The organism is Candidatus Competibacter phosphatis (genome assembly GCF_012939995.1).
Taxonomy (GTDB): Bacteria; Pseudomonadota; Gammaproteobacteria; order Competibacterales; family Competibacteraceae; genus Competibacter; species Competibacter phosphatis.
Genome location: NZ_SPMZ01000030.1, coordinates 52,318 through 64,719, shown reverse-complemented (window position 1 = coordinate 64,719; position 12,402 = coordinate 52,318). Strand labels below are relative to the sequence as shown.

Here is a 12,402-nt window from a genome sequence, read left to right as displayed (position 1 = left end):
GGTGAAAAGTTTGTTCAATGGGTCAAGGAACAGTTCGACTGCATTTTTGAAGTTGTTGAAAAAANGAAAACGGATAAGGGATTTCAGGTTTTACCTCGGCGATGGGTTGTAGAGCGAACCTTTGCTTGGCTCGGGCGATCTCGCCGCTTAAGCAAAGATTACGAACGGAAACCCACATCGAGTACGGGCCATGTTTATATGGCCTCAATTCGACTCATGCTGCGAAGAATTTGTAAAGAACGAGTATTATTACAAGGGACTGCTTTAGAGGTAGCTTAGGTAATTGAGTTTTTTTCACAGCTTCTTATTCGAAGCTTTCCATTTGTCGAGTACATCCTCATGGTCGGTATCGCCGGGGGTGTGCCCGATCCACGAAGTGCTGCAAGCCATATACGGCTTGGGGACGTGGTGGTCAGCAACGAAAAAAGGCGTCCTGCAATACGACAATGTTAAAAGGACGCTCGACCACATCGAGATTCGCGATAACTCGCCGAAACCGGGTGCTGCCTTGATCGCCGCAGCCAAGGCGCTGGAGTCGGATTTCGATCTTGGCCGCCATCCCTGGGAAGCACATCTTAGCAAGGCAAAACATCTTCCAAAGTTTCAGCGCCCTGCAAGCAAAACCGATGTGCTATATGATGCCCAAGATCAGCCGAAATCAATCCGACATCCTAAAGATACTTGGCGAGAACAACACCCGACAAGTTCGCGAATCCATTTAGCGGCGATTGGCTCGGCAAATACCCTCCTCAAGGATGCGGCCCAGCGGGATCGGTTACGAGACGAACACGGTGTTCGTGCCATCGAGATGGAGGGCTCTGGAACAGCGGATGCTGCCTGGAGCGCGAGACGGGATTATCTGGTAATCCGTGGTATCTGCGACTACTGCGATACTCACAAAAACGATGATTGGCAGCACTATGCAGCGCTGGTAGCCGCCGCTTACGCGCGCGCCTTGATCGAAAACCTCCCCTATAATCCTCCGCAACGACATTACGATCCAGGCCCAATTAAAAATCAAAGCATCGATACGACGAATGATCGATCATCTACCCAACTGGTTGAGGCCGTCGATATTGAGCAGCTTCGCTTGGAACTTGGTGAAGCCTATGCAAAGCGATTGGAGTCGATCATCGAGAAACGGGGGTGTGGTGATATCAATGCGGCTTGGGAATCACTGATCTGCGAATTGGCGAGAATTTCGAAGAGCAGCGTACCTCATCTAGTGCAAGCTCGCTTTTATTACCATGCCGCGCGATGGGCGCAGGAAGATGAAAAACCGGATTCTCAATATACGCAATATTACCAAACAGCGATGCGTCTCGACCCGAGCTTTGATGATCGGACCTATCGCGCTTTTGAAGCAGTGACAGCGAAGCACATCGACACTGCCATATACGTCTTCGACGAGACGGTGACATTCTTCAACAGCCGGGGCTATCACGCCAAGGCGGTCGAGGTCGGCAACAACCTGCTGGACAGTCCCTCGGTGCAAGTGCTCCAGGTGGATGAACCACTGTTCCGGGCTGGTTGGACGCTATTCCAGCAACACCGAGATAAGCGATATTCGCTGACCGACTGCATTTCGTTCGCGGTCATGCGCCAGCTTGGCATCGACGCCGCGCTGGCGTTCGACAGACATTTCGCGCAGGCCGGGTTTCGGATGCTGCCGGGCCAGTCGAATTGAGCGGCGGGGAGGGGGCTCGCAACCGCGATTACAGCTTTGGAGGCCCGCGCGTAACCGATCGGCGGGGTACGCTTCCGTCACGCAAGCGACCGATTAAATGACAATCGGTAAAAATGGTGTCGCAACGCTCAAAATGGTCACTGCTGTCGAAGAAATCAACGGCGCTCATTCATCTCTTCCCGGCTGAAGCGCCGCCCGCCGGAATGCAAGCGGCCCTGCAGGTGGTCCAGGAGCTGATTGAAACGCTCGACGTCTTGCTGCCGAGCGTAGCTTTCCAACCAGAGCCGGAAAGCCTGGTTGAGCGTGGTCTTGTGGCGATGCGCGACCTCGCGGGCCTGCTGGATCAGCGTTTCCTCGGCGGAAAAAGTAATATTCTTCACCATGCGGGGGATGATCACTCGTGTGAAGTTGACACAACCTATTATACACGAATCATTGTTCGTGCCGGCACGGCCCTGGCCCGAGCCCGCATGGATCGCACGGTCCACCTGTTGAGGTCCATGGGCAGACCCGGTCCCCCTGGAAGCATGATCCGAAAAGAGGTGTTTTGAACCCTTATAACATCCGCTAAGGTTCACTTAGAGGAAGTTAGAAAAATCGCCCGCGCCGTCTTTTTTTTCGACCTCCGCGCCGGGAAGGACCTACGTAGATAACATATTACGTATTCCGTAATAGGCGGTACGTTTGGTAATGGGTTCTGGTGGATGCGTTGGTTGAGGTTCGCGTCGAGCTAGAGACTAGCGAGTCTCTAGCGCCAGGAACCGTCATTCGCCAAACCTTGGCCCCGGCCTTCGAACGACCGCTGAGCGCCGAATCCAGCTTTTTATTCGTTTCGGTGCGGGTGGGGGAAAGTGTTCAACGTCACCCCAAGGCTGTCGAGCCTGGAGGTGGCGAATACGCTTAGGTGCGCTTGCCGCTCTTCGGCAGTGACACCATGACCGGCTGCCCCGGTTGGCTACACCCAGCATCACAGCAACGACCCGGCTGCTTGTTCCGGCTGATTGCGCGGTTGTCCTCCGCCAGCACGCCCCGCTCCATCAATCGCTCGACCAGTTCCACCTTGCTGCCGACCGGATAGTTGCGCCAAATCTCCTGCTTCAGTGCCGCCGGCGAACCACCTCCGTGCAGACTGATGAGCGAGTACCAGCCCCCTTGATAGGAAGCCGTGAGATCCTCGATAAAGCGGGACACCTCGATGCGCTTGTCGTAAGGAATGTCCGGGTTCGCGCGAAGCACCTCCGCCAGTGTCGCCGCGGTCTCTGGATTATGGTCTTCGTCAGGACCTGGCAAGGCGACGATCAGACCGCCGGAGACTTCGTGCGCAAGACGATGCATGTCGTAAATCTGAAGCGATAGCAGCAACTTGCCAATGTTCGCATAGACCGGTTCGGGCATGAAGGTCTTCGAGTGCGGGTCCTGCGCCGCGTAGACACTTGCCGCGACACCACAGGCATAGAAACCCTCGGTAATCTTGATGAGTTCAACCATCGGATCACGCAGGTTGGCCTTCTTGTTGGGGTCGAGGCCGTTGGCCTCGCACATCAGGGCGCCAGCCCCAATGAGCAGGTCTCCGAATCCGGCTCGGGCGGCAATGCAGCTATGTCGGTGATGCGTCGCATAGTTGTAGGTCACATCCCCCGAAAACTCCCACTCCCCGGCCAGAAACACCCGTTCCCAGGGAACGAACACCTGGTCGAAAATGACAACGCCGGTTGACTGACCATATTTGCGGGAAAAAAAGCGGCGCCCCGTGCTCCGGCTTTTCGCCGGGCCGGCCAGCCGGCCGGGCAACAATCGTGACGCCTGGCGCATCCACCGGTACCGCGCAGCAAACCGCGAAGTCGGCATCGTCTTCGCGCATATTGCGCGAAGGCATGACCAGGAACTCATGAACGTAAGGCGCACCGGTGACAATCGCCTTGGTACCCGTAATGATAATGCCCTTGGCGTTGCGCTCGGCGATATGGACATAGACGTCCTTGTTCAACTGCTGGTTGGGTCGCTTGCTTCGGTCACCCTTGGCATCGGTCATCGCAATACCCAGGGTCAGGTCTTCATCCTGGACCCTTTGGAGATAGGCGGAGAACTTCGCACCGTACTCCGTCGAGCCCTTCGCGTCGTCGAGCTTGGCAATGGCCTGGCCAATGCCGTTGAGCGCGTCATGATTCAGATAGCGTTGCGCGCAGCCCGTTTCCTGACAGAGCAGGCGGACCGTTTCCAGCTTGTTCAACAGGTCTCCCGCGGATTCATTGATGTGGAGCATCCGGTTGACCGTTTTGCCCGAGACCGTCTGCTTCGCCAGCATCAGCGGCGCCAGGGCCGGATCGTGAGCGAAATCGTAGGTGACGGCCAGGGCGTTGATCCCCGGCTGAAGCGAAGGAGCATCAACGACCGATTCGATCAGATCCCCATCCACATAGACGGTGGGTTTGTACTGTCTCAGTGACTCCCGAAATTCCTTGCCATCCATCAAACCATGGGTGCGCGTAGTAGACATCGTCGTTGCTCTTTATCTATCGTTCAATACATTAAACAGTGTTCAACTAATAACGGCATTGTATAATTCGATTCATGGCCAAGTCAATATCATCGCGAAAGGCGAATACCGGGAAGCCGGGGAGTACCGCACAGGCGCGGATCATCCGCGAGGGCGCACTCAATCAGGCGCGTCGGAGCCTGATCCTAGACGCCGCGCGTGCGGCGTTTTCCGAGCTTGGGCTGGATGGCGCGAGTTTGAGGGAGATCGCAAAGCGGGCGGGTTACACGCCGGGGGCGATCTACAGCTACTTTGCTAATCTGGAGGAAATCTACGGTGCTTTACTCGGCGAGTCTTTGCAACGACTCAACCAAGTCGTCCATGACGCCAAGGCCAATACGCGAGCCAAGCCTCAAACCGCTGAGACCACCGAACTGCTCCGCGCCAAAGTTGAAGCGTTCTACACCTTCTATCGCGACAACCCTAAAGAACTCGATCTAGGCTTCTATCTTTTCAATGGCGCTAAACCACGGGGACTGACTCCGGAGCTCAACCACGCGCTCAATGAGCAGTTACTGGCATCGCTCCAGCCTGTGCGGGACTTATTGGTGACTGCGGGTCTCAATACGGAGGAGGCAACCGTTGAGACCAGCGCGGTGTTTGCCCATATCGTGGGAACCCTCGTCTTGACCCACACAGGACGAATTCGTCTGTTCCAGCAGAGCCCCGACGCGCTCTTCGAGAAGTACATGAATTCACTGATTCAGCGTCTTCCAGTGTCGCACGAACAAGATTTCACGTAGCTGCCTTCAATCCACGCACCGCGCGTGTTCCCTCGCACGGCGACCGACAGAGCATCTCGGTACCAGGCGCTCCAACCTCCGCGCCCCATGAACGAGCCTAGTCTTGCAGGCACGCGGTGACCTTTCAGCGCTGACCAGCCGTTTGGTTAACAAGCAGCAGTCGCTCAACGGATTGACGACGAACGACCTGATCTTTCAACTCCAACGGGAAACTGATTGAATCATCAAGGTCGCTCATCGCACTCGCTAGGTGCTAGGTGTGGGCTAGCTAGTCGCGAGCGGCCCATGGACGGACCTACTCAAACAACGTGGCCTGTCCCGAACGACCCAAGGCGTGCTCGATGGCCGCCTGGTGCCGGTAATAATGGCGGCACAGGGTCCTGGGAAACCCGTCATGGGTATCGTGGGGGTTGTAGCGCGGCCAGTCGCGTTCGTCTTGCCAAGCGGTGTCACTCGCGCCGAGGCGGCGCCATCGATAACGGGTATAGCGGCGACCACTAAACTCGTAGACTTGCATCGCCCATTCGTGTTTGCCGACCCGTATGATCGGGGTGGTATAGTGCACGGACTCGTCGATTAAACGCATCTCGACCTCCGCCGCTTAACGCGACACGATCTCGACCCGACGACCTTCCGGGTTCCAATGCAGGCGTTGACCTTGCCGGGCCAGCGTTTGTCGCACGGTGGCGGTCCGTGGCGGTTTCAATAGGGCTCGCACGTATAAAAGAAGCGCAAAGGTCTTGATCTGGATCAGCAGGTGTTTCATTCGCGGTGCTCCCGTAAGTGCCGGTCCTCAATAACCGGGTTCCGTTTTATTTCACCGCGCTTTTTTGGTTTTGGCAAGGCTCAGCGGAAGGAGCTTGCTTAACGAGGTTATTCGCGCTCCATTGCGAGTTTCAGCTTAAATCCAACTCAGCAGATGATGCGATAATTTCAGGGCTGATAAAATGGCCGCAACGGGAACATTAAAATCATGGAGATGCGGCTACCAGGACGGATGGCGTATCGCCCGGTCCCGCTGTGGGACGAGGCCGAGGCCGGGCGGTGGATTTGCCGCGACTCGCACGGCAAAACGGGGGAGTTCGAGCGGTTCGATATGGCCGAAATCAGGCACAAAAAACCATAGTCGGCTGATTCGAACGTCTGGACACACTTGATGACAGCGTCCGGACGGTGTCTTCGTCCCGAAGCATCCAGGCCGGTTTGTTCCAGCGCGTCGCGCGGCGCGTGAGAGGTAGCCACTTCTTGGCGGGCCACCGCTTAAACCTGCCGCCGCCCAAGCCACGCACCAAGAGGAATCGAGCGTGTCCAGGTTGGACGCGGTGGCTGGACCATTGAGCGCGACGATCCGAGCTGGGGCGTGCTGGATCATTCACCGGCCTCGGCCCACCGCCGCAAGCGTTGCGCCTCGGCGCGGGCCTCGGCCAACAAGCGGTTCCAGTCGTCCGGCGGATGCCCCCTTTCCAGCATCTTGCGAAACACTCGGTAGGCGTCGTCCCCGCTCTGGTAGGCGCGCTGGCTGTCTTCGTCGTTGACCCACGCGAACACGATCACCTGGCTCGATGCGTGGTAGCGAAAGAACAGCCGGTACTGCTGGAAAAACTTCGCCCGGAACCAGTGCTGGCGATCCTCGCCCAGCGTGCCGCCCTGGCGGTACTCCGGGCGTGTGGGATCGTGCGGAATGACCTCGAAGGCCAGTTTCAGAATCGCCGCCAGTCGCTTGCTGGCATTCTTCCGGACGTACCCGGCCGGGTCCTTTTGCTTAAAGGATTCGACTTGCCGCGCGAGCGCTTCCACCTGGGCGAGGAACAGCGGGTGGACATAGATCGTCCAGCCATGAATGATCAGGGGCGCGGACGGGTCCGCGCTCATTCATCGTCCGCCGACAGGGCGGCATCGAGATCGACTTCGACGCCGCTGACCAGCGACTGGAGCCGTTGGGCGAAGCCTGCGTCCACGACCCGCAAGCGTTCGGGGTGGTTGGCAAGATCGCGCGCCAGGAAGTCCAGAAACGGACCGAGCACGGGATCGTCGCCCTCGGCGGTGGCGGCGCGGGTCAGCAGCACCTCGCCGTTGGGGCGGATCGTGTAGTGAATTTTGTCGCGCTTGCCCAGCCGCAAGGCACGGCGCACCATCTCCGGCACCGTGGTCTGATAACGGTCGGTCAGGGTGGATTCGACTTCGAGGGGAACGGCCATGACGCGCTCCGAGTCAGTGAGACGCCTTTATTATGAAGGTGAATGCCTTGCCCTTTCAATGCAATTGCATTACCCGCAGGGTTTAGGGCGCGCCTCGAACCCCCCCCCACCCGAAGCTGGCCCACACCTCGGGATCGGCGCGGAGCGGATGGACGCTGAGCGTGGCCAGATCGACGAACGCGCCGTGCCGTTCCAATTGCCCTTGCCGGAACAGCGTCCACAGTAGACTTTGCGCGAGGTCGGCCACCAAGCGGTTGATCGGCAACCACTGCCGGGTCAGCGATTCCGCCGCCGAACAGGACGGTTGGCGGGGGTGGCGATCCGTCAGGTCCGCCAATTCGGGATAGAGCTGGTACACGTTGGGAATCCACACCGTCTTTCGGCTCGCCCGCCAGTGACCCACCACGATTTGCGCTTCCCGATCCGAGTTGCCGGTATCCAGCCACAACACCGGCCGCGCGGCATCGTCGCGTCGGCGCGTGGCCAGCCGGCCGATCTCGGCGCGCACCTTGGCCCGATCCACGGCACTCAGGATCAGGTCGTACCCGTCGAGCGTCCGCGCGCTCACCCGAAAGGCGTGCGGCACCGCCACCCAATCCAGGCCCAGCGTCAGATTGGCGCGCTGCACCAGGGTCACGGCCTTGTTCTGTCCGAGATCGACCGGCCAGAACGCCTGTCGTCCCAGGTTGGCGCTCGACACCCGGTCGGGATCGTACACCGTCACCTGCAGGCCGCCCGGATGGCCGAGTGCCCGCAAGGCATGATCGAGCGCCATCAGCGCGCCGACCAGGTGGGAGCCGGTGCCGCCCGCGCCGATCAGCACGGTCCGCACCGGTTGTTCCAGCCAGGCTTCGGGAAGATGGAGTGCAGGCATCGCACACGCCCTCACGCCGGCAGGCCGAACAGATCGACATTTCGGGCGGCGGCGGCCTGTACCGCCTCGATCCGCGCCGGATGCCGCGCGGTCGGTCGGTCGGCTTCCATGCTGGCATGAACGATGACCCGCCAATCGGCGTCCGGTGCCAGCGCATTCCCCTGATAGACCACCACTTCGCCCATCGGCATCTGATGGATCAACACGTTGGCCAGCAGTTGCGCCGCTGTTATTTGCGCACAGCGGGTATCGAGATCGATGGCGGTATAGCTCCAGTGCCGCAAGGACTCGGGGGTGAATCGTTCGATCTGCACCTGGATGAAGGCGAGTAGCATGCCGCCCGCGCCGGACGCCGGTTCGTACACCTGCCACAAGCGGCCGTCCGGGTGTGACCCGGAATACTCCACATTCAGCATCTCGGCCGTCAGTCGCGCAATGCCCGGCGGCGTGAAAAACTGGCCGCGCGCTTGTTGATCGCCGCGATGCGCCACTTCCATGAACACCGGACCCAACAGGTCCTCGAACGGGGGATGCTCGGCGACACAGCGCGCGTACTCGCCCGCCAGATCGCGAAGCGACGAGAGGGCCTCCACCGGTGGCGGATCAGGCTTGCGCTGGCCGGTTAAATCCGCCAGCACATCGTCCAACAGCCAACCGAACAATTGGGACGATGGCCATTGACGCTGTTGCAATAAGCCTTGAATCAGGGACGCCGAACGGGGACGGGTATTTTGGGCCATGGCGAGGAATCCGTAATCGCTGTTTGAATCACGGTAACGCCCAAACGGATTGGGGCAAGATCGGAAACCCGCCGTCTCATTCCGCCCCTTTTTCCCGTTCTCCGGCCATAAGAAACCCCGCCATTCGGCGGGGTCTGATTGAGAAAATGAGCCGTGGTTCAGGCATGGCACTGGGCTTAAACAATTGGATTGACCCTAGTGTCGAATCGTTGGGTGAGTTCTACTGGGGTGATGAAAACGCTGACGATGCTGGTTTGCCCGGTCTGTGGTTCCCGTGACACCACCGGCCACGGTCGCTATGAGACGGTTCACAACGGAACCCGAAGCCTCCACGCCTGTACGAGCTGTGGAGAGGTCTTTTCGGAGACGACGGGCACCCCGATGCAGGGCATCAAGACGCCGATCAGCAAGGTGGCGGCGGCACTGCGGTTGCGCGGAGAAGGGCTGGGACTGCGCGCGACGGCCCGGATTCTGGGTACCCACAAGAATACCCTCGCCGCGTGGGAACGCCGTTTTGCTGGGATGAAACCCACCTTGATGCTCTACGGGTGGTGCCATGTCTTCATCCAATTGACGTTTGAAGGGGATGAGATTTACACGGTGGTCGGCCAACGGGTTCACCCATCGGACTCGACCGGATGGACGGCCATCATCCTGGAACGGGCCAGCCGGTTTTTGGTGGAGCAGCAGTGCGGTCGCAAAGACGCCATCTTGTTTAAAAAGGTCATGCGCTCGGTGGCCATGTACATGAAGCGGACCCAGGACACCACTTTTCTCTCCGACGGAGAGCGCCACTATGGCAACGCCTTGTTCGAACTCTGTGCCCAGACGGTGCGGACCGGGAAGCGGGGCCGTCCCCGCAAGACGTTGCCAAAAGGCTGTCGGGTACGCCTCAAAAACAAAGGCAGTCAACGGCATCGGCGCGGTCCCAAGCGCCCGAAATATCAAGCCCCCCAACCCGAACATCCCGACACCCCACGCGATATTCCCAAGGCGCTCATCCACGCCAATCATCTGGAAGGCCACAACGCGGCCTTACGGCGGCGCAACAGTGCCTTTCGGCGCAGAACCAACACCTATGCCAAGAACGCCGACGCGCTGCAACGCACTCTGGACGTGCATCTGTTGCAACACAACTTCATCCGTCCACACTGGACCACCGGCGAGGTACCGGCCGTGCGATTGGGCATCATGGCGACCCCCTTGCGCCTTGAAGCGGTCCTGATGATGCCAAAGGCTGCATGATACCCAAGCGACAATAGGTCAGTCTTTCTCTTCCCTTCCCGCCTTATCCAGAGAGGCGGCTTACAACAGTGGCTTGAGCCCAGTGCCCTATTCCCAACGGATTGGGAAATTCCCGCGTTGTCGAAAAAACCCATCCTGGATCGGACCGTTCATCTTGAACCGCATGGACGATGCAATCACCCGTGAAGTTTCTCTCGCAACAACGCCGTGAAGGCGTCCCGCGCCGGATGACGCGACCGATCATGCCGCCAGACCAGCAAGGTTTCGGTGCGGGCGACTGCGGGCGGCGTGGGGTGCGCGCGGATCGTGCCGGCGACCAGATGCGAATCGAGTACCGAGCGCGGCAACAAGCTAAAACCCATACCGGCGGCGACGCACCCGATGATCGCTTCAAAAGCGCCAAACTCGTTGATTCGGTTGACGGTGATTCCCGCGCCGCGCAGCCAGTCGATCAATCGCTGGCGGTAGCTGCATCCCTCGCGAAAGGTGCAGATCGACACGGTATCGAGCTGGCGTGGGTCGGCGACGGTCGGGTGATCGGCGGCGCTCACCAGAATCAGCTCCTCGATCACCGCAACAGCCACGGCCAGTTCCGGGTGATGCACCGGCGCGGCCACCAATGCCAAGTCGATGCGATGATGCAGCACGTCCTGCAAAAGTTGCTGGGTCGGCGCCGCTTGCAGGCGCAAATCCACCTCTGGGTAACGGCGGCGAAACGCCGCCAATAACAGCGGCAGACGGGCAGCGGCGGTGGTCTCCATGGAACCCAGACGCAGCAATCCCTTGGGGGTATCAAAGGCGCGAATCGCCTCCCGTGCTTCCTCGGCCAGCACCAGCAAGCGTTCGGCATAGTCCAACAATAGGCGGCCCGCCGGAGTGATGACTAGTCGGCGGTTGATGCGGTCGAACAGCGCGATATCCAGCAGTTCCTCCAACTGGCGGATGCGGGTGGTGACGTTGGATTGCACGGTATGCAAACGCTCGGCGGCGCGAGTCACACTCCCTTCTTCGGCGACGGCGCGGAAAACACGCAGGGCAGCGAGATCCATGATGTTCTCTTCAAGAGATGAATTTGATCAAATCAATTCATTTTACGCGAATAGTGATCAGGCGCTACCTTAGACGGCATCGTCAACGCAGCTCGGAAGGCGCCGCCATGAATAGCCAGTGTTTGCCTTTGATCCCTGACCGTGCCCCGTCACCGGCCATGATCGCGGTCGCCGGGTTGTCCGTGCTGGCCTTGGCCATGGGCATTGGCCGTTTCGCCTTCACCGCCCTGTTGCCTTTGGCTAAAGAACAGGGTTTGCTGACTTTGAGTTCGGCGGGCTGGTTGGCGGCAAGCAACTATGGCGGCTATCTGGTGGGGGCTTTGTGGGTCGTGCGCAGTCGCTCGGCACACGCGGCACGACGCTTGGGTATTGGACTGGTGTTCAGCGTCGTGACGACGCTGGCGATGGGTTGGGAGCTTGGCTCGGCGGGGTGGATGGCGGTGCGGTTCGTCGCCGGCGTAGCCAGCGCCTGGGTCTATATCTATGCGACCGGAATCATGTTGCGCGCCCTGGTTCATGCCCACGCCAGCGGTTGGAGTGCCCTGCATTATCCAGGGGTCGGCGCGGGCATCGTCTTTTCCGCGTGCGTCGCTCAGTTTTTGCTCAATCGGGGCGCGGCGACCGCTTGGGGCTGGTGGACGCTTGGCGGTTTTGCCGCGCTGGTGGCGCTGCCAGCCGCCGCCGTGCTGATTCGAGCCGAATTGTCCATCACGGCGACGCATTCCGCGCCGACCAGCGCGGCTCATGGCGTGACAGTTCATCCGCCCTTGGGCTGGATGGCGGCGGCTTATGGTTTGGCCGGGTTTGGCTACATCGTCAACGCCACTTTCTTGCCGACCCTGCTGCGCACGCAACCCGGCGTGGCCGATGCGGCGTTGACCGGTTGGCTGGTGGTCGGGTTGGCCACGTTACCGGCAACGGCGCTGTGGATTCGTCTCGGGTTATGGATCGGCGCTTATCCGGCCTTGATCGCATGCACTTTGCTTGAAGCCGCCGGTGTCGCGTTGCCGGTCCTCTGGCCGGGACAACATCTGACCGCCTTGGCCGGCGCGGCGTTGCTGGGCGGCACGTTCATGGGGATCGCCGGCTTGGCCCAGTGGTTGGTGCGAGTGCCCGATCCGCAAGCGACCAGTCGGCGCATCGGTTTCGTCACCGCCTGTTATGGCATCGGCCAAATCGCCGGCCCGCTAGCAACCTCTGGATTGGCCCAAGGCAACGATCTGACGGTACCCGTGTTGCTGGCGGCGGGCGCCCTGGTCCTCAGCGCCGGCCTGTTCGAAGTCTCCCGGCGCGTCGAGCGTCTGGTCTAAATCGCTGTTTGGAGGAAAAC

Annotated in this window: 13 protein-coding genes and 1 pseudogene; 5 read left to right on the top strand and 9 right to left on the bottom strand. The window is 59.8% G+C overall.

Going from position 1 to position 12,402, the window contains the following annotated elements; all coding sequences use genetic code 11:
- Positions 1-42: 42 nt before the first annotated feature.
- Together E4P82_RS11390 and E4P82_RS22115 are read left to right on the top strand one after the other, a co-directional pair.
- Positions 43-279, top strand: coding sequence for a transposase (locus tag E4P82_RS11390; protein ID WP_478219229.1), 237 nt, complete (start codon positions 43-45; stop codon positions 277-279).
- A 97-nt stretch (positions 280-376) separates the two neighbouring features.
- Positions 377-1,687 (top strand): PIN domain-containing protein, encoded by a 1,311-nt coding sequence (locus E4P82_RS22115; protein ID WP_312914803.1) that lies wholly within the window; start codon positions 377-379, stop codon positions 1,685-1,687.
- 155 nt (positions 1,688-1,842) lie between these two features.
- Here E4P82_RS22115 and E4P82_RS11380 read toward each other — a convergent pair whose 3' ends face one another.
- Both E4P82_RS11380 and E4P82_RS11375 read right to left on the bottom strand, forming a co-directional pair.
- Positions 1,843-2,070: a hypothetical protein gene (locus E4P82_RS11380; RefSeq protein ID WP_211203123.1), complete on the bottom strand. Its 228-nt coding sequence runs from the start codon at positions 2,068-2,070 to the stop codon at positions 1,843-1,845.
- Positions 2,071-2,587: 517 nt separating this feature from the next.
- Positions 2,588-4,184: pseudogene (locus tag E4P82_RS11375) on the bottom strand (4-hydroxyphenylacetate 3-hydroxylase family protein).
- 74 nt (positions 4,185-4,258) lie between these two features.
- Between E4P82_RS11375 and E4P82_RS11370 the strand changes: the two are divergent.
- A complete protein-coding gene (locus E4P82_RS11370) occupies positions 4,259-4,966 on the top strand; it encodes a TetR/AcrR family transcriptional regulator (protein WP_169248993.1) in 708 nt (235 codons plus the stop codon).
- A gap of 295 nt (positions 4,967-5,261) precedes the next feature.
- On the opposite strand, the gene E4P82_RS11365 is transcribed toward E4P82_RS11370, so the two are convergent.
- From E4P82_RS11365 to E4P82_RS11340, 6 genes are all read right to left on the bottom strand, one after another.
- A complete protein-coding gene (locus E4P82_RS11365) occupies positions 5,262-5,552 on the bottom strand; it encodes a hypothetical protein (RefSeq protein ID WP_169248992.1) in 291 nt (96 codons plus the stop codon).
- 15 nt (positions 5,553-5,567) lie between these two features.
- A complete protein-coding gene (locus E4P82_RS11360) occupies positions 5,568-5,732 on the bottom strand; it encodes a hypothetical protein (protein ID WP_169248991.1) in 165 nt (54 codons plus the stop codon).
- 602 nt (positions 5,733-6,334) lie between these two features.
- Entirely contained in the window at positions 6,335-6,838 is a 504-nt protein-coding gene (locus E4P82_RS11355; protein WP_169248990.1) for a type II toxin-antitoxin system YhaV family toxin, read from the bottom strand.
- Positions 6,835-7,164, bottom strand: coding sequence for a type II toxin-antitoxin system PrlF family antitoxin (locus E4P82_RS11350; RefSeq protein ID WP_169248989.1), 330 nt, complete (start codon positions 7,162-7,164; stop codon positions 6,835-6,837). The genes E4P82_RS11355 and E4P82_RS11350 overlap by 4 nt, the downstream gene beginning before the upstream one ends.
- Positions 7,165-7,246: 82 nt before the next feature.
- Positions 7,247-8,038, bottom strand: coding sequence for a PRTRC system ThiF family protein (locus E4P82_RS11345; protein WP_169248988.1), 792 nt, complete (start codon positions 8,036-8,038; stop codon positions 7,247-7,249).
- A gap of 11 nt (positions 8,039-8,049) precedes the next feature.
- The gene (locus E4P82_RS11340) at positions 8,050-8,778 is read right to left on the bottom strand and encodes an N-6 DNA methylase (protein WP_169248987.1); all 729 of its coding nucleotides are present in this window, start codon (positions 8,776-8,778) and stop codon (positions 8,050-8,052) included.
- 231 nt (positions 8,779-9,009) lie between these two features.
- On the opposite strand from E4P82_RS11340, the gene E4P82_RS11335 reads away from it, so the two are divergent.
- Positions 9,010-10,023: a hypothetical protein gene (locus E4P82_RS11335; RefSeq protein ID WP_246327535.1), complete on the top strand. Its 1,014-nt coding sequence runs from the start codon at positions 9,010-9,012 to the stop codon at positions 10,021-10,023.
- A gap of 176 nt (positions 10,024-10,199) precedes the next feature.
- On the opposite strand, the gene E4P82_RS11330 is transcribed toward E4P82_RS11335, so the two are convergent.
- Complete coding sequence (locus tag E4P82_RS11330) at positions 10,200-11,072, bottom strand: LysR family transcriptional regulator (protein ID WP_169248986.1); 873 nt, start codon at positions 11,070-11,072, stop codon at positions 10,200-10,202.
- 107 nt (positions 11,073-11,179) lie between these two features.
- Between E4P82_RS11330 and E4P82_RS11325 the strand changes: the two genes are divergently transcribed.
- A complete protein-coding gene (locus E4P82_RS11325) occupies positions 11,180-12,382 on the top strand; it encodes a YbfB/YjiJ family MFS transporter (protein WP_169248985.1) in 1,203 nt (400 codons plus the stop codon).
- Positions 12,383-12,402: the final 20 nt, after the last annotated feature.

Coding starts and splice junctions, on each gene's coding strand:
- E4P82_RS11380 (WP_211203123.1), bottom strand. CDS start 2,070: ATGGTGAAGAATATTACTTTTTCCGCCGAGGAAACGCTGATCCAGCAG.
- E4P82_RS11370 (WP_169248993.1), top strand. CDS start 4,259: ATGGCCAAGTCAATATCATCGCGAAAGGCGAATACCGGGAAGCCGGGG.
- E4P82_RS11365 (WP_169248992.1), bottom strand. CDS start 5,552: ATGCGTTTAATCGACGAGTCCGTGCACTATACCACCCCGATCATACGG.
- E4P82_RS11360 (WP_169248991.1), bottom strand. CDS start 5,732: ATGAAACACCTGCTGATCCAGATCAAGACCTTTGCGCTTCTTTTATAC.
- E4P82_RS11355 (WP_169248990.1), bottom strand. CDS start 6,838: ATGAGCGCGGACCCGTCCGCGCCCCTGATCATTCATGGCTGGACGATC.
- E4P82_RS11350 (WP_169248989.1), bottom strand. CDS start 7,164: ATGGCCGTTCCCCTCGAAGTCGAATCCACCCTGACCGACCGTTATCAG.
- E4P82_RS11345 (WP_169248988.1), bottom strand. CDS start 8,038: ATGCCTGCACTCCATCTTCCCGAAGCCTGGCTGGAACAACCGGTGCGG.
- E4P82_RS11340 (WP_169248987.1), bottom strand. CDS start 8,778: ATGGCCCAAAATACCCGTCCCCGTTCGGCGTCCCTGATTCAAGGCTTA.
- E4P82_RS11335 (WP_246327535.1), top strand. CDS start 9,010: ATGAAAACGCTGACGATGCTGGTTTGCCCGGTCTGTGGTTCCCGTGAC.
- E4P82_RS11330 (WP_169248986.1), bottom strand. CDS start 11,072: ATGGATCTCGCTGCCCTGCGTGTTTTCCGCGCCGTCGCCGAAGAAGGG.
- E4P82_RS11325 (WP_169248985.1), top strand. CDS start 11,180: ATGAATAGCCAGTGTTTGCCTTTGATCCCTGACCGTGCCCCGTCACCG.